This window comes from Streptosporangium sp. NPDC049644 (assembly GCF_040675205.1).
Classification (GTDB): Bacteria; Actinomycetota; Actinomycetes; order Streptosporangiales; family Streptosporangiaceae; genus Streptosporangium; species Streptosporangium fukuiense.
On record NZ_JBFAOJ010000016.1, the window covers coordinates 96,769 to 112,966 of the forward strand.

The 16,198-nt window shown below is 71.0% G+C and carries 15 protein-coding genes; 7 read left to right on the forward strand and 8 right to left on the reverse strand.

Annotation, left to right across the window (positions count from 1 at the left end; translation table 11 throughout):
- Window positions 1-119: 119 nt before the first annotated feature.
- Window positions 120-1,136, reverse strand: a complete 1,017-nt coding sequence (locus tag AB0J58_RS12475) for an RICIN domain-containing protein (protein ID WP_364214006.1) — start codon at window positions 1,134-1,136, stop codon at window positions 120-122.
- Between the two features lie 368 nt (window positions 1,137-1,504).
- Complete coding sequence (locus tag AB0J58_RS12480) at window positions 1,505-1,972, reverse strand: DNA starvation/stationary phase protection protein (RefSeq protein WP_364214009.1); 468 nt, start codon at window positions 1,970-1,972, stop codon at window positions 1,505-1,507.
- A 124-nt stretch (window positions 1,973-2,096) separates the two neighbouring features.
- On the opposite strand from AB0J58_RS12480, the gene AB0J58_RS12485 reads away from it, so the two are divergent.
- From AB0J58_RS12485 to AB0J58_RS12505, 5 genes are all read left to right on the forward strand, one after another.
- Entirely contained in the window at window positions 2,097-2,945 is an 849-nt protein-coding gene (locus AB0J58_RS12485) for a MerR family transcriptional regulator (RefSeq protein ID WP_364214012.1), read from the forward strand.
- Window positions 2,942-5,272 (forward strand): VIT domain-containing protein, encoded by a 2,331-nt coding sequence (locus tag AB0J58_RS12490; protein WP_364214015.1) that lies wholly within the window; start codon window positions 2,942-2,944, stop codon window positions 5,270-5,272. The genes AB0J58_RS12485 and AB0J58_RS12490 overlap by 4 nt, the downstream gene beginning before the upstream one ends.
- A gap of 192 nt (window positions 5,273-5,464) precedes the next feature.
- On the forward strand, window positions 5,465-6,322 hold the full coding sequence (gene mmuM / locus AB0J58_RS12495; RefSeq protein ID WP_343974288.1) for a homocysteine S-methyltransferase: 858 nt from the start codon (window positions 5,465-5,467) through the stop codon (window positions 6,320-6,322).
- Between the two features lie 294 nt (window positions 6,323-6,616).
- Window positions 6,617-7,585, forward strand: coding sequence for an acetylxylan esterase (locus AB0J58_RS12500; protein ID WP_364214017.1), 969 nt, complete (start codon window positions 6,617-6,619; stop codon window positions 7,583-7,585).
- 105 nt (window positions 7,586-7,690) lie between these two features.
- Window positions 7,691-8,698 carry a substrate-binding domain-containing protein gene (locus AB0J58_RS12505; protein ID WP_364214020.1) on the forward strand — a complete coding sequence of 336 codons (1,008 nt, stop codon included), beginning with the start codon at window positions 7,691-7,693 and terminating at the stop codon, window positions 8,696-8,698.
- 35 nt (window positions 8,699-8,733) lie between these two features.
- Here the strand turns inward: AB0J58_RS12505 and AB0J58_RS12510 are convergent, their stop codons facing one another.
- Complete coding sequence (locus tag AB0J58_RS12510; RefSeq protein WP_343974279.1) at window positions 8,734-9,453, reverse strand: lysophospholipid acyltransferase family protein; 720 nt, start codon at window positions 9,451-9,453, stop codon at window positions 8,734-8,736.
- Between the two features lie 149 nt (window positions 9,454-9,602).
- On the opposite strand from AB0J58_RS12510, the gene AB0J58_RS12515 reads away from it, so the two are divergent.
- Window positions 9,603-10,367, forward strand: coding sequence for an alpha/beta fold hydrolase (locus AB0J58_RS12515; protein ID WP_343974276.1), 765 nt, complete (start codon window positions 9,603-9,605; stop codon window positions 10,365-10,367).
- 66 nt (window positions 10,368-10,433) lie between these two features.
- Entirely contained in the window at window positions 10,434-10,910 is a 477-nt protein-coding gene (locus AB0J58_RS12520; RefSeq protein WP_364214023.1) for a hypothetical protein, read from the forward strand.
- 15 nt (window positions 10,911-10,925) lie between these two features.
- Here the strand turns inward: AB0J58_RS12520 and AB0J58_RS12525 are convergent, their stop codons facing one another.
- The 5 genes from AB0J58_RS12525 to AB0J58_RS12545 form a co-directional block, all read right to left on the reverse strand.
- Complete coding sequence (locus tag AB0J58_RS12525) at window positions 10,926-12,053, reverse strand: hypothetical protein (protein WP_364214026.1); 1,128 nt, start codon at window positions 12,051-12,053, stop codon at window positions 10,926-10,928.
- Between the two features lie 140 nt (window positions 12,054-12,193).
- Entirely contained in the window at window positions 12,194-12,904 is a 711-nt protein-coding gene (locus AB0J58_RS12530) for an endonuclease/exonuclease/phosphatase family protein (RefSeq protein WP_364214029.1), read from the reverse strand.
- 180 nt (window positions 12,905-13,084) lie between these two features.
- Window positions 13,085-14,029, reverse strand: coding sequence for an ROK family glucokinase (locus AB0J58_RS12535; RefSeq protein ID WP_364214032.1), 945 nt, complete (start codon window positions 14,027-14,029; stop codon window positions 13,085-13,087).
- Between the two features lie 28 nt (window positions 14,030-14,057).
- Window positions 14,058-15,023 (reverse strand): hypothetical protein, encoded by a 966-nt coding sequence (locus AB0J58_RS12540; protein ID WP_364214035.1) that lies wholly within the window; start codon window positions 15,021-15,023, stop codon window positions 14,058-14,060.
- Entirely contained in the window at window positions 15,016-16,185 is a 1,170-nt protein-coding gene (locus AB0J58_RS12545) for an ArsA family ATPase (RefSeq protein WP_364214038.1), read from the reverse strand. Before AB0J58_RS12545 ends, AB0J58_RS12540 begins: the two co-directional genes overlap by 8 nt.
- Window positions 16,186-16,198: the final 13 nt, after the last annotated feature.

The window sequence follows — 16,198 nt, forward strand, 5'->3', positions numbered from 1 at the left end:
GGCCTACCTCCGAATCCGGTCCGATCCTCCCCGGAAGCCGGCCCTACCGCCGTCCGTAGGCGAGGAGCACCATGCCCCTGACACCGAGGCGGCGTCAGGGGCATGGCCAGGAGTATCGATCAGACGGTGTTCCAGTAGCCGGCGCCGATCGGATCGATCTGGCCGGGCGAGCACGCGTACTGCACGATCTGCGCCCCTACCTCCAGGCTTTCCGACAGGATCGTCACGCACTTTCCACTGTGCCGGGCGACCAGCATGAAGTAGCCGCCGCCGATCGGAGCCGGCACCTTCTGGAACTGCTGCTGGAAGGCACCGGCGCACTCGGTGAGCGCAAGGCGTGCGTTGTTCGCCTGGGAGGCGTTCTCGACCGTCGCGCACAGTCCCGTGCCGGCATTGCGGAGCTGGACATATCCGCTTGAGTTGATCTCCATCCACTGCTGGTAGGTGCTACCGCTGCAGGCGTCCTGCTTGGGGCCGTAGCCGAAGGAGGAGTCGTAAGCGCTGGCGCACAGGTTGCTGTGCCAGTTGTGCACCCGGTTGTAGATGTACGTCGCCGGTGGAGTGTTCCAGTAGCCGGCGCCGATCGGATCGATCTGGCCTGAGCCGGGCGAGCACGTGTACTGCACGATCTGCGCCCCTACCTCCAGACTCTCCGACAGGATCGTCACGCACTTTCCACTGTGCCGGGCGACCAGCATGAAGTAGCCGCCGCCGATCGGAGCCGGCACCTTCTGGAACTGCTGGTGGGAGGCGCCGGTGCAGGTTTCCGCCCCGAGCGGCATGTTGTCGCCGGTGGCGGCGCCCCTGACCGCGAGGCAGGCGCCGTTGAAGGCGCTGACGAACTTGACGTATCCGCCGACCGTGGCGATCTCGCGAAACTGCGCGAAATGGTTGACCGTGTCGAAGCAGTTGATCTGCTTGCCGGAGCCGTAAGAGGAGGAGCCGGAAACGCACAGGTTGCTGTGCCAGTTGCGTAACAGTCTGTAGGTGTAGTTCGACGCGACGGTGGCGCCGGCCGGGGCGGCTGCTCTCGTCTGGGTGGTGGCGCTTGCCACACTCGGGGTGAACAGGCTCGTGCAACTCAGGATGAGTGCGGTGCCGATCGCGGCAAGCCTGCTCAGGGTGCTGAGCTTCATTGCTGATTCCTTTTCCGGTGACGACGTGACCGCGCCGGCCAAGGGCCGGTCGCGGTGTGGCCCCACGATCCGGGTGGCCGTTAGGGTCACTGTGCCGACCAGGCATGTGAGCGGGCATGTGACGTCTGCCCATGGCCGGAGGGGTCGGCCGCACCGGTGTAGGTCGATGCCCTTGGTCGGCGCCTGAGGTCCTGCATCGACCCGCCCGGCGGCATCGCCGTGAAAAGGTGCTCTCTCGCCGCGCGCCTGGATCTGGGCCAGGCGGAAGGGCTTGGTGCCGGTCCCGATGACGTCGCCGCCGAAAGAAGGACTCCGGAGAACACCGAAGGCGCCCCGGCCGGCGGGCCGGGGCGCCTTGGTGAGACGATCTAGCGCTGGGCCTCGATCATCCAGTGGTGCTTCTCCAGGTCCTGAGTGATCTCGATCAGGAGGTCCTGGGTCACCAGGTCGGGCTTCTCGGTGGCGGCGATCCGCTCGCGCATCCGGCGGATGATGGACCCGAGAATGTCCGTCATGGCGGCGACGACCTTGCCGTCGTTGATGTAACCCGCCTCCAGTTGCGGCACCTCGGTGTGGTTCGCGACCGTGGTGGACCGGCCGTCGGGGTTGCACCCCATGGCGACCGCGCGCTCGGCGACGGTGTCCGCGTGCTTCCTGGCAGACGAGACGATCTTGTCGAGCTGCAGGTGCAGTGTGCGGAAGTTATGGCCGATCACGTTCCAGTGGGCCTGCTTGGTCAGGAGCGACAGGTCGAGCAGGTCGACGAGCGCGCCCTGGAGCACCTGGCCGACGACCTTCTTGTCTTCTGGCTTGAGTGGACTGGTGATCGAGGACATGAAATTTTCCCCCTATTTCGAGCTCGGTTTCCCGTTTGCTACGAAATGTCCGTACCCACCTATCCGCATCCCTATCCAGCTTCTTAAATTGACAGTGTCATGATGACAGTGTCACTATCGATACATGGAATGGACCATCGGTGAACTGGCTGAGCGGGCGTCCGCGGCTCTGACCCCCACCGCCCGGCTCAACGGGCGGGTCAGGGACGTGCCCAACGAGCGACTCATCCGGTGGTACGCCACGATCGGCCTACTCGACCCCCCCTTGGCCCGGCGCGGCCGGGTGGCCCTGTACGGCAGGCGCCACCTGCTCCAGCTCATCGCGGTCAAGCGGCGCCAGGCCGACGGCCGGACCATCGCCGAGATCCAGGCCGAGCTGACCGGGGCCACCGACCAGACCCTGGAGTCGATCGCCCGCATCCCCGAGCGGTCGCCAGAGCACCCCACCGAGGCTCTCTCCCCCAGGACGGCACGCCCGCGTTTCTGGGCCGAGCCGTCCTCGGCTCCGGCGGAGACCGGCCTCACCGCACCGCGGAAACCCGTGCCACCACCGAAACCCGCCCCCGCCGACACCTCGCCCCTTCCGGCGTCGTCCGGCGGGGCCACGCCCCCACCCGGCCGGGCAGAGCCCCGCCCCGCCCCGTCCGGCCAGACCACACCTGGCCAGACCACACCCGGCCGGGCCGCGCACGGCCCGGCCCCGTCCCGTCGGCCCGTGCCCCGGGCGGGCACACCCGCAACGCCCCCGCCCCGTCCGGCGGCCCCCCGTCCGGCCGCGGAAACCCGGCCGCCCGCGGTGATCGTGCACGGCGTACGCCTGGCGGACGGCGTGACGCTGCTGCTCGACGGCGGCGGCAGCGGCGGACGCACCCCCTCACCCGACGACCTCGCCGAGATAGCCGCCGCGTCACGGGAGCTCCTGTCGCTCCTGCGCGAACGCGGCCTCACACCTCCGGAAGGAACGCAACCATGATTACCTCGATCGCAACACTGTCACCGGAGGAGTGCTCGCCCGTCCCGGACGCCGGGCTGGGGACGCTCACCACCGAACGCGGCAACCTGCCGCTGGAGAGCGTGGACGTGACCGCCGCCGTGTCCGGCCTGATGGCCGGGGTCGAGGTGGTCCAGGGCTTCCACAACCCGCACGACGTGGCGCTGGAGGCGACGTACGTCTTCCCGCTGCCCGACCGCGCCGCCGTGACCGCCTTCAGGATGGAGGCCGACGGGCGGGTCATCGAGGGCGTGCTCAAGGAGCGCGGCCAGGCCAGGGCCGACTACGACCAGGCGATCGCCCAGGGCAGGCGGGCTGCGATCGCCGAGGAGGACCGCCCCGACGTCTTCACCATCAGGGTCGGCAACATCGTGCCCGGCGAGCGGGTCACCGTCCACCTCACGCTGAACCAGCCGCTCCCGTACGAGGACGGCGCGGCCACCTTCCGCTTCCCGCTGGTCGTCGCCCCCCGCTACATCCCCGGCACCCCGCTGGACGGCGAGCGGGCGGGCGACGGGTGGACCCCGGACACCGACGCGGTCCCCGACGCCTCCCGGATCACCCCGCCGGTGCTGCTGCCCGGCTTCCCCAACCCGGTACGGCTCTCGCTGGCCGTCTCCGTCGACCCGGCGGGGCTGGAGTTGCGCGAGATCCGCTCCAGCCTGCACGCGGTTCTCCAGGAGGGCGGCACGATCCGCCTCCAGCCGGGCGAGCGGCTGGACCGCGACTTCATCCTGCGTCTGGCCTTCAACGCCTCCACCTCCCTGGCGGTGGTCCCCGACGACGAGAACGGCGAGGGCACGTTCACGCTGACCGTCGTCCCCGAGGCGGCACCCGCCGGAGCGAGGGCCAAGGACGTGGTGCTGGTGCTCGACCGCTCGGGCAGCATGACCGGCTGGAAGATGGTGGCCGCCCGGCGCGCCGCCGCCCGCCTCGTCGACACGCTCACCTCGCGCGACCGGTTCGCGGTGCTCTCCTTCGACACCGTCGTGGAGCGGCCGGACGGCCTCGGCGAGGGGCTCTGTGCGGCGTCCGACCGCAACCGCTACCGGGCCGTGGAACATCTGGCCAAGCTGGAGGCGCGCGGCGGCACCGAGATGCTGGCCCCGCTTGAGCAGGCCGCCGCGCTGCTCGCCGACTCCGCCAGGGACCGGGTGCTGGTGCTGGTCACCGACGGGCAGGTGGGCAACGAGGACCAGATCCTGAAGCGGACCGGATCCCGGCTGGCCGGTGTGCGGGTGCACACGGTCGGCATCGACAGGGCGGTCAACGCCGGGTTCCTGGGCAGGCTCGCCGGGCTGGGCGGGGGCCGGTGCGAGCTGGTCGAGTCCGAGGACCGGCTTGACGACGCGATGGAGCACATCCACCGCAGGATCGGCGCCCCCCTGGTCACCGACCTGGCCCTGCACTCCGACGGGCTCGACCTGATCACCGAGACGGTCGGCCACGTCGGCTCGATCTACTCCGGCGTCCCGCTCACCGTCCTCGGCCGCTACCGTGGCGCCGCCACCGGGGCGCTGACCGTACGGGGCCGGGACGCCGCGGGCCTGCCGTGGGAGCGGCGGGTCGCCTCGGCGACGGTGGACAACCCGGCGGTACGGGCGATCTGGGCTCGGGGGCGGCTGCGGACCCTGGAGGACCGCTACGCGATCGGCGACCGGTCGCTGGAGGCCGAGATCGTGGAGACCTCGCTCAGGTACGGGGTGCTCTGCCGCTTCACCGCCTTCGTCGCGGTCGACACGCAGGTGGTCGCCGAGGGCGGTCCCGGGCACCGGGTGATCCAGCCGGTGGAGCCGCCCAGCGGCTGGGAGAACCCCGTCGCCGCCGCGCCGATGATGCTGACCTCGATGGCCGCCCCGAGCGCGATGCCGAGGCCGCCCATGGGGCCGCCCGGGATGGCCGCTCCCGGTTCCATGCCGAAGTTCGCGGCGAGCGCGATCGGCGGCGGCCTGCCGCAGGAGGCGGCGGCCGGCGGCTTCGACGACCGCGCCCGGATGCTGCCCCGTCCGGTGCCGGCCCCCGAGCCGCAGGGCAGGCCGCAGGAGCCGCCGCGGGAACTGCTCGCCGAGGAGCTGAAGCGGCTGCGCGCCGCGGCGTCCCTGCCCGCCGCCGAACGGCTGTGCGTGCTGGAGGACCTGGGCAGCCGCCTCGCGGCCCTGGTGGTCTACCTCGGCGGCCACGCGGAGCTGGCGGCCCTGGCCGAGGAGCTGCGGGCCGGCGGGGACGTGGACGCCCTGTGGCAGCGGGCCGTGGCGGTTCTGGAGGCCCTGGTGGGCACTGGCGGACGCCGTCCGTTCTGGAAGCGATGACCTCTTCCGGGCCCGGACGGACCATCGGACGGGCCGGGCCCGGAGAAGGTGTCCGCTGAACTCCGTCGCCCGTGGCGTTCTCCGGCGCAGGACACCGGAGGTCCGCCGTTCCCGGCACCACGGGCATGGTTCGACGGGGCCGGTACGGGACAGCGGGCTTCCCGGCCTCGCGGCTCCACATAAAGTAGCGGAATGGTGATTCTGGACGGCGGCCTGGCCACCCATTTGGAGGAGCTGGGCGCGGACCTGCGAGACGACCTGTGGTCGGCGAAGCTCCTGCTGGAGAACCCCTCCGTGATCCGGCAGGCGCATCTCGACTACTTCACCGCCGGTGCCGAGGTGGCGATAACGGCGAGTTATCAGGCGAGCATACCGGCGTTCCTGCGGCGGGGACTGAGCGCCGCCGAGGCCGAGGACCTGATCCTGCTCTCCGTGCACCTCGCCGCCCAGGCCAGGGACACCCACGGCTCGGGCACCGTGGCCGCCAGCGTCGGACCGTACGGCGCCTACCTGGCCAACGGCGCCGAGTACACCGGAAAGTACGATCTCGACGAAGACGGCCTGACCGACTGGCACCGCGACCGCTGGCACATCCTGGCCGACAGCGAGGCCGACCTGCTGGCCTGCGAGACCATCCCCTCCTACCCCGAGGCGAGGGCGCTCCGGCGGCTGCTGGCCGAGACGCCGGGGATGCGGGCGTGGGTGAGCTTCTCCTGCCGCGACGGCGAGCACATCAACGACGGCACCCCGCTGCGGACCGCGGCCCGCCTGTTCGCCGGCAACCCCCAGGTGATCGCGATCGGCGTCAACTGCACGGCACCGCGCCACGTGCTCAACCTGATCTCCCAGATCAAGGGCAAGCCCACCATGGCCTACCCCAACTCCGGCGAGGTCTGGGACTCGGCGAACCACCGCTGGCTCGGGCTGGCCGACCCGGTGGAGTTCGGCGAGGCGGCGGCCGGGTGGAACGCGGCGGGTTCCGCCTTCGTCGGCGGCTGCTGCCGCACCACGCCGGAACACATCCGCCAGATCCGCGCCCACCTGGCCTGACCGGGTGAGGTCCCGCCGTCACCCCGCCGGCGGGACCTCGGCGACCGGGCCGGGGTCGCAGCGCCGCCGCAGCGCTCCAGGTGCCGGGTCGCGACCGGCCTGCTTAAAAACGTTTCAGCAGTGACGAACAGGTCGGGCACCATCGATGCCGCCTCAACACCCCAGGCGGGATCGCCGGATTGATACGTTCTCGCCGGCCGGAACCCCGCACTACCCCCGGACACCGCGACGGCCTACGGTAGTGATCGGCCGGCGCCCAGGACGCCGGAGCGCGTTCCGCCCCCAGGAGGTCTCTTGTTCGTCGACATGCCCCTCGACCAGCTCAGGGAGTACCGGCCCGAACGCCGGGAACCCGACGGGTTCGACGCCTTCTGGGCGAGGACGCTTGCCGAGACCCGCGAGCACGACCTGAACGCCGTCTTCACCGAGGTGGAGACGGACCTGGCCCTGGTCCGCTGCTTCGACGTCGGTTACGCGGGCTTCGGCGGCCAGGAGATCAAGGGCTGGCTGCTGCTGCCCGCCGCGGCCGAGGAGCCGCTGCCGTGTGTGGTGCAGTACATCGGCTACAACGGCGGCCGGGGGCTGCCGCACGACTGGCTCACCTGGCCCGCGGCCGGATGGGCGGTCCTCGTCATGGACTCCCGCGGGCAGGGCGGCGGCTGGCGGCCCGGTGACACGCCCGATCCGGTGGGAGGCACCGGGGCGCAGAGCAGCGGCAAGCTCACCCAGGGCGTGTCCGACCCCGACGACTACTACTTCCGGCGCCTCTACACCGACGGGGTCAGGGCGGTCGAGGCCGCCCGCGCGCACCCACTGGTGGACGCCTCGCGCATCGTCGTCTCCGGCGGCAGCCAGGGCGGCGGCCTCGCGATGGCGGTGAGCGCGCTGGTACCCGGCCTGCTGTTCGCCTTCATCGACGTGCCGTTCATGTCGCACATCCGCCGCGCCGCCGAGATCACCGACGAGGACCCCTACGCCGAGCTCGGCCGGTTCCTCAAGTCCAACCGCCGCCGGGTCGACCAGGTCTTCGCCACCCTCGACCACTTCGACGGCATGAACTTCGCCGCCCGCAACACCACGCCCGCGCTCTTCTCCGTCGGCCTGCGCGACGGCATCACCCCCGCCTCCACGGTCTTCGCCGCCTACAACCACTACGCCGGTGACAAGGACATCCGGGTATGGGCCTTCAACGGCCACGAGGGGGGCGAGTCCGACCAGATCGCCGAGCAGCTCGGCATCGCCAGGAAACTGCTGACGGGCTGACCGGCCGGATATGCTTGTCGAAACGTTTTAGTCAAAAGCCAGAGGTGAGCTGTAAACGGTGACTTCGCTGGCGCTCGTACGGTTGTTACGTTTTAATCAGTGCACATGAGTTCGGTGAGCATCAAGGAAGTGGCCGCGCGGGCCGGAGTCTCCCCGGGAACGGTCTCCAACGTGCTCAACCGCCCGGAGAAGGTCGCCGAGTCCACCCGCTCCCGGGTCGAGAAGGCCATTCGCGAGCTGGGGTTCGTCCGGCACGGCTCCGCCTCCAGCCTGCGGGCCGGGCACAGCCGCACCGTCGGCCTCTCGGTCATCGACATCGGCAACCCCTTCTTCACGGATGTGGCCGCCGGGGTCGAGGAGGTGGCCAGCGAGCGCGGGTACGCGGTGATCCTGGGCAACTCCTCGGGCGACAGGCTCAAGGAGGAGCGCAATCTCCTGGTCTTCGCCGAGCAGCGGGTCCGCGGAGTGCTCATCACCCCCGCCGGGGGGGACCTGGCCAAGCTCGACCAGCTCAGGGGGCGCGGCATCAACGTGGTCCTGGTGGATCACCCCGCCGAGCGTGCCGACCAGTGCTCGGTGGCGGTCAACGACATCACCGGCGGCTCCCTCGCGGTCTCCCACCTGCTGGCCGCCGGGGCCGGCCGGATCGCCTACGTCACCGGCCCCCTCACCATCCGCCAGTGCGCCGACCGCCTGACCGGGGCCGAGCGGGCGCTGTCCGCGGCGGGCCGCGACCCCGGGCAGGCGCTGGAGGAGGTCGCGGTGAGCGCGATGAACGCCAGGTCCGGGCAGCAGGCCGCGGAGAAGCTCGTCGCCGAGGGACGGCTGCCGGACGCCGTGTTCTGCGCGAACGACCTGCTGGCCCTCGGCGTGCTGCGGGGGCTGCTCCACGCGGGCGTGCGGGTCCCCCAGGACGTCCTGCTCATCGGTTACGACGACATCGACTTCGCCTCGGCGTCCGCGGTCTCGCTCAGCTCGATCCGGCAGCCGACCCACCGGCTCGGCAGGGTGGCCACCGAACTGCTGCTCGACGAGTGCGACAACCCGGAGTCCCACGCCCACCAGCAGGTCATGTTCCAGCCCGAACTGGTCGTCCGCGAGTCGACCCGCTGATCTCCGCCGGCCGCCCGCGCGGAGACCCAGGACGTTCAGGTGCGCTCGCGTGCCCGAACGACGGCCTCCTTGGCGGCGCGGGCGGCCTCGGCCTTGGCGCTCGCGGCATACCTGTCGACGTACTCCTGGCCGGAGAGCTCCATCAGCGCGTACATGATCTCGTCGGTGACGGCGCGCAGCACGAGGCGGTCCTCCTCCATTCCGTAGTAGCGGGTGAAGTCCAGCGGCTTGCCGAACTTCACACCGGGACGGATGCCCAGCTTGGGCAGGATGCGGCCGGGAGGCATCATCTCGAAGGTGTTGACCATCGCCCACGGGATGACCGGCACGCGCGACTCCAGCGCCAGGCGGGCCACCCCGGTCTTGCCCTTGTAGAGACGTCCGTCGTGGGAGCGGGTGCCCTCGGGATAGATGGCGAGTACATGGCCTTCGTCAAGGATGCGCCTGCCGGTGCGGAGCGCCGCCTCGCTGGCCTTGCCCCCCGAGCGGTCGATCGGGACGGTGCCGACGCCACTGAAGAAGGCCCTGCTCACCATGCCCTTGAGGCCGCGGCCGGTGAAGTAGTCGGACTTGCCGAGAGAGATCACCTTGCGCCGCAGGAAGAGCGCGCCGAAGAAATGGTCGGCGAATGACAGGTGGTTTCCGGCCAGGATCACCGGCCCCTGCCTCGGCACATTGTCCACGCCCTCCACCCACGGGCGGAAAATCACGTGGAGTAGGGGTCCGAGGATCGCCTTCACCACCCAGTAGAACACTCCATGCTCCTTCAGTTGACAGGCGAGGACCTGGAGTTATCCTCCCACTTCCGGCCTCGGTCACCTACACCACCGAACCACCCAAATCGACCTCTCGCAAAACACGCCCCAGTCGTGCGACGATCGGGCGAACCTTACAAGGAGCCGCGATGCCAGTCATGCCCGGTGCGGAGGCGTACCACCATGCGGGAGGACAGATCGGCGTCCTGCTCTGTCATGGATTTACCGGATCGCCGCAGTCCCTGCGTCCGTGGGGCGAGTACCTGGCGGCGGCGGGCATCACCGTTTCGCTGCCACGGCTGCCCGGCCACGGCACCACCTGGCAGGAGATGAGCCACACCCGCTGGGAGGACTGGTACGCCGAGCTGGACAAGTCCCTGGCGGACCTGCGCGGCGCCTGCGCCGAGGTCTTCGTCATGGGCCTGTCGCTCGGCGGCTGCATGGCGCTGCGGCTGGCCGAGGTGCACGGCGACCGGATCAGCGGGCTGGTGATCGTCAACCCGTCGGTGACCAACGACGTGCCGCTGCTCAGGCTGGCCCCCCTGCTCAGGTTCGTGATCGCGTCGGTGCCCGGCGTGGCGGGAGACATCAAGAAGGAGGGGGCGACCGAGCTCGGCTATCCGCGCACACCGGTCAAGGCCGCGGCCACCCTCCCCCGGCTCTGGGCGCTGACACAGTCGGAGCTGAGCAAGATCACCCAGCCCGTACTGGTTTTTCATAGCCCACAGGATCATGTTGTGAAACCGGCGAGTGTGCGTATTCTGCGTGAGAAGCTGACCGGGGGGAATCTGAATGTGGTGGAGCTCGCCGACAGCTACCACGTCGCGACTCTTGACAATGATGCGGATCAGATCTTTGCGGGGAGCCTGGAGTTCATCAAGACGAACGCGTCTGTACCCTTGCAGAGAGACTGATCCCGAGCGGAGGATGCGCGGTCTCCGGGAGAAAGTGATCGGCCGATGAACAACGGGCCCAGCTAAGTGACACCTCAAAGTGACGAGGACGAGGTCTGGCGTCAGATCATCGCGTCCTTCAACGACCCCGCCGAGCATGACTCGGCACATCAGCCGTGGCCGGACAGCGAGAACTTGCCGGCCGAACCTCCGCGACGAGTGATCAAGCAGTCGGACGAGGAAGACCTCCTGCGTGAGGACGACCTGGTCGACGACGACGCGGACACCGACACCGAACGGAGTGACGGCGAAGAGGAGGAGCACTACGTGCCTCCGCCACCACCCCCGCTGCCCAAGACCGACGCCGCCACCAAGGTCGCATGGTTGGCCCTGTTCGGCGGGCCCGCCTACCTGCTGCTCAGCGCCGCGCTCAGCTGGAACCTGCAGGGCTGGATGCTGTTCACCGCGGTCGCCGCGTTCATCGGTGGTTTCGTGGCGCTGGTGGTCCGCATGGGAGACGGTCCGCCCAACGACTCCGGCTGGGACGACGGCGCGGTCATCTGAGCGGGAGGCCTCGCCTTACGGCTTGGCGCGCGTCGGGGTGCCGAAGCGCTCGATCACGTCCGTGTACTTGCCGGAGGCGTCGACCACGTGGCCGACCGACCACACGGTGCCGGTGCCCGGCAGATAGGTCACGGCCTGGAGCCGCACCGTCCGGGAGTCGGTGGTCTCGGGACCGCGCAACGCCTTGACCTTGTGCCCGTCGTAGCGGAGCAGGAACGCCTCGCCTGGCCGGTCCAGGTCGACCCCGGAGATCCAGAAGTGGCCCTTGCGGTCGCCGGTCACCCCGTACAGGCGGATGTCACCGGCGGGCGGGGACACCCGGGACCACTTCTTACCGTTCCACGACAGAATCAACGGGACGGTCTCGCCGGCCCCCCGGTAGAGGCCGCCGACGGCGATCGCCCGCTTCGGCCCGTCGAGGTGGACGTCACGCAGGTAGCCGCCGGGGATCTCGGGGGTCTTGAAAGGCTTCCAGCGCCCGCCGGACTGCCTCATGATCAACGGCCTGCCCGCGGCGTCGCCCACCGCCCACCCGTCGCTCCTGCCCGACAGCGCCACGCCGTACAGCGTGCCCCTGCCGGGAAGCTGGGTGAGCTTCCACTTCGAACCGGCGCCGGACACGATCAGGGGCAGCCTGCCACGGCGGCCGACGGCGACCACCCGGCCGGGGACGGCCGCCACCCCGCCCAGCCAGTCACCCGCGTGCAGTTTGTCGACGACGACCCTGTCGAAGGCCGCCCCGTCCCCCTTCGCCAGGTAGGGAAGACCGTCATGTCCCTCGCCGACGGCCCACAGCTCCGACGCCGAGGCCGCCGCGACGGAACGCAGGGGCCCCGCGCCCGTCGGGTCGTTGCGGATGCCGACCTCGTTCCAGGAGGAACCGTTCCAGTGGGTGATCGCGCCACGACTCTGCCAGACGTCCCAGACGCTCTGCTGGCCCACCGCCCACACACTCGTGGCCGAGACGCCCACCACGTCGGAGAGCGATCCGTCACTGCTCAGGCCCGCGCTGGCCGGAGCCTGCCAGGCATCGGCCACGGGCGGGCTGACGGGATCGGCATGTGCTGGAGAGGTGTGCGAGGACAGCAGGAGCAGGCCTCCCGCGCAGAGAGCCAGCGCACGCCGCGGAAGGCGACGGGTCATGTTTCAAATGGTACGGGGCTCCTCCCCTCCCCGTGTCCCGGTCTCTCCAGTTGACGGGCGTGATCCGGGAGGACTCCCTGCCGTTCGTCACGAAAACCCTGATCCCGCCGGTTTTCCCGGCTCCCCGGAAGGCGGGCTCCTCAGAGGTGGGACCCGGGGTGCCGAAGATCCAGTTCGACGATCACCGGCAGGTGGTCGGTGGCGGCCACCAGGTCCGCCGGATCGGCCTCGGCACCCCCGCAGGAGGCCACGGAGAGGCCGGCCATCGCGAAGATCGCGTCGATCCGTTTGTGCGGCCCCCTGGCCGGGAAGGTGAAGCCGTCACCGCGCGGTGAGACCGGGTAGCAGTCGGTCAGCCGTTCGGCGAGGTGCTGCCAGCTCGGCTGGCCGGACTGCTCGTTGATGTCTCCGGCCAGCACCGGCAGCGCGCCGAACCGGTCGGCCACCTCTCCCAGGAGCCTCACCGCCTCACCCGCGTGCCGGCGCCTGGCCGTCTCGTCGAGGTCGAGGTGGATGGAGCCGACGGCGATCCGCCGTCCCTCCGCCTCCACCACGGCGATCGCGATGGCCCGCCGCTCCAGGGGGAAGCAGGACTCCAGCAGACGTCCCTCCCCGTGCAGCAGCCGCACGCCGGGACCGGTCAGCACGGCGACGCCGCCCCTGCGGCGGCCGGCCGCCACGGATAGTCCGCCGAAGGCGGCCAGCCGTCTGCGCCTGCGGCGCCAGCAGAGGAACCGGGGCGCCTCCTGCACACAGAGCACGTCCGCGCGGAGCGCGGCGACCACCCGCTCCAGCGCCGGGATGTCGTCCCTCATGGAACGCACGTTGTAGCTGGCGATCCTGAGCACCACGGCTACCTCACTTCGCGACGCGTGACGCGAGGGTAACCGGGCGCCGCCGGATATACCAGCCATCCGCCCCTGATCGGTATGCGGACCGTCGGCGGGCGGCGACGTGCCCCGGCCGGGGGCGCCCCGCCCGGCGGACCGGAGAAGGGCTCCCCTGAGCGGCTTTCGGGAGGAAGACCCCGGTCAGCGCCTGCGGGCGAGATCCGCGGCGCCCACCAGGCCCGCCGAGGCACCGAGTTCGGCCAGCCGGATGTCGGCCAGCGGGCGGTGTCCCCGGCCACTCAGGTGCGTGGCGAAGAACTCGCGGGTCTCGTCGATCCACAGATCCGCGGCGCGCGAGACACCGCCGCCGAGCACGAAGCAGCCGGGGTCGAGGACGGCGACGAGGTCGGTCAGCCCCTGACCGATCCAGCGGGCCATCGAGGAGAACGCGGCCAGCGCGGCCGGGTCGCCCTGCCTGGCCGCCTCGGTGACCTCGTGGCCCTCGATCTGTTCCGGCGTTCCGCCGGCGATCTTCAGGAGCGTGACGGCCCTGTCCGGCTCGGCCTCGGCGATCTTCCTGGCCTCGTTGACCAGGGCGCTGCCACTGGCGTACTGCTCCCAGCAGCCGAGGTTGCCGCACCCGCACAGGCGGCCCTGGGGGACCGCCTGCATGTGGCCGAACTCGGCGCCCATGCCCCAGCGCCCCCGGTAGAGGGAACCGTCGAACACGATGCCGCCGCCGATGCCGGTGCCGACGGTCACGCACACCAGGTGGCTCTCCCCCCGACCGGCGCCGAACCTGGCCTCACCCCACGCCATCGCGTTGGCGTCGTTCTCCACCACGACGGGCAGGCCGACCAGGTCGGAGACCTTCTTCTGCAGGGGCTCCTCGCGCCAGGCGAGGTTGGGGGCGAACCGGACGATGGACCGGGTCTCGTCGACGAACCCGGCGGCGCCGAGACCGACGGCCTCGATCTCGCGGTCCCTGGCGAGTTCCAGGATCACGTCACCGATCGTGTGGGCGACCCGCTCGGGGTTCTCGGCCGGGGTGGGCCGCAGCAGGTGCGCGACGATCCGGCCGTCCTCGTCGACGACTCCCGCCGCGACCTTCGTACCGCCGATGTCCACGCCGATGGTCAGCGCCATTGTCCGTTTCTTCCTCTCCCCCTGGGGCTCACCCCAGGTCGATGTGCTCCACGGGGGTGTCCTCGCGCTCGCGCTCCCGTGCCCGCTGGCCTGGCGCGGGCTTGCCGAGCCCTTCGACCGCCGACTTGAAGGCGGCGAACAACTCGGTGCCGGCCTGCATGAGGTGATCGGTGACGGCGGCTCCCGACTCACGCTGCGCGGCCATCGCGCGGCAGACGGGGCAGGCCCGGCAGATGTACTCCTCGGGCTCGGAGACCGCCTCCTCCCACACGTCCCGCTCTCTTCCTCGGCCGCCACCGGAGAACGCGCTGCCGAAACCGGTCATCGTGCCCTTGATCAGATTCTTGCGCAGTTCCCTGGTCGCCTTCTGCTGCAGCGTGTCGAAGAGTTTGAACGCCTCCTCGGCCGCGCTGCCCAGTGGGTCCCTACCTGCTTCGGCCCACTCCTCACGCGCCTGCTCGTCCCGCCCGCGCTCCTCGGTCCCGCCCGGCTCCTCGCGCTCGCCGGGGCGGTCCCACGGGGCCCAGCCGGTCCGCTCCTCGCGCCGGGCCCGGTCGGCGCGCTCGAACCACTCGGCGCGCGCGTCGCGCTCGGCCTGCTCCGAGGCCGGGGCCCGCCCGGGATCCGAAGCCCCGGGCGCGATCTCGATCCGCTCGCCGGGCTCGATCCCCGCCTCAGCCGCCTCGACCACCTCGGCCAGCTCGGCGGACTCGGCCGATCCGGTACGCCCGGACTTTGCGGATCCTCCGGCAGGCTTCGCGCGGCGGCTCTTCTGGACCTTCTCGGCGCCCCCGGTGTCGGCCGCGACCTCCGGCGCCACGCCGGCCGCCTTACGCGGCCTCCTGGGCGCACGCGACTTCGGAGTCTTCTCGGCGGCTCCGGTGCCGGCGGTTTCGGCGGCGACCTCCGGCGTCACGGCGCCGGCCGCCTTACCCGGCTTCCTGGGCGCACGCGACTTCGGGGTCTTCTCTGCGTCATTCGTGTTATCAGTCATCAGGCCCTCCCGCTTCGAACCGTACCCGGAGAAACCCGTCTCGGAGCGCGGCTTCCCGCACCGACCTGCGAGCCAGCGCGGCGGGCAGGGCCAGGACCCGGCGGTAGGAACCGGCGTTGACGATCAGTTCGTCGCCCTTGCGCGCCAGATCCACCCCGTCCTTGTCCGCGAGCGGCAGGGCCAGGATCAGCTCGCCCTCGGCGGTGATCCGCAGCGGCGGGTCGACGGAGGGCGGGGCGAAGGGGTCGCTCCCCCGGTACATGGCCTCGGCGACACCGGCGAGGGCGTCGAGGCCGACGGGCTCGGCCTCGAGGTAGGGCACGGTGTGCACGGGCAGCGGCGCGAAGGACTCCTCGACCTCGGCCAGGTGCAGGGCCTGGGCCCGCACCCACCGCTGCCGCCACTCGTCGGCGCCCTCCGAGGGGAAGACCCGGTTGGCGATCACCGCGTCGACGCGGTAGCCGTACAGGCTGAGGGAGGTGAGCGTGCGGCGGGCCTCGGCCAGCACGACGGCCTCCGGGGTGAGCACCAGCCGGACGCTCGCGTCGGGTCCGGTGAGCAGCTCTCGCACCTCCAGCAACCCCCGGTGGAGCCGCTCCCCGGCGCCCACCACGTGGTCTTCCGGCACACTTACCTGCGCCAGGCGGCGGATCAGCGGGGAGAGGGTGCGCAGCAGCCGCCTGCCGACGGGCAGCAGCCGGTTCACGTGCCAGTCGAGGGCCTCGGGCAGGGCCAGCAGCCTGAGCGTCTCGGCGGTCGGGGCGCAGTCGATGACGATGACGTCCCACAGTCCGGTGCGCGCCTGCTCGCGCAGCTCCAGCAGCGCGATGACCTCCTCGGCGCCGGGCAGCACCGTGATCTCCTCGGCGGTCACCTCGTCGAGGCCGAGCTCGGCGAAGACGCCCCTGGCATAGTCGCGCAGCTCACCCCACTGGCGCTCCAGCGCCCGTTGGGTGTCGACCTGCTGCAGGGAGAGGCCGGGGGCGATCTCGGTGGGCTCCGTCGCGGCGTGCACGCCGAGGGCGTCGGCCAGCGAATGGGCGGTGTCCGTGGAGACCACCAGGGTCTTGAGGCCGGACCGGGCGGCGAGGGTGGCGGTGGCCGCGGCGGCGGTCGTCTTGCCGACGCCGCCCTTGCCGGTGAAGAGCAGGACCCGGCTCACGTCGTCCTCCCGA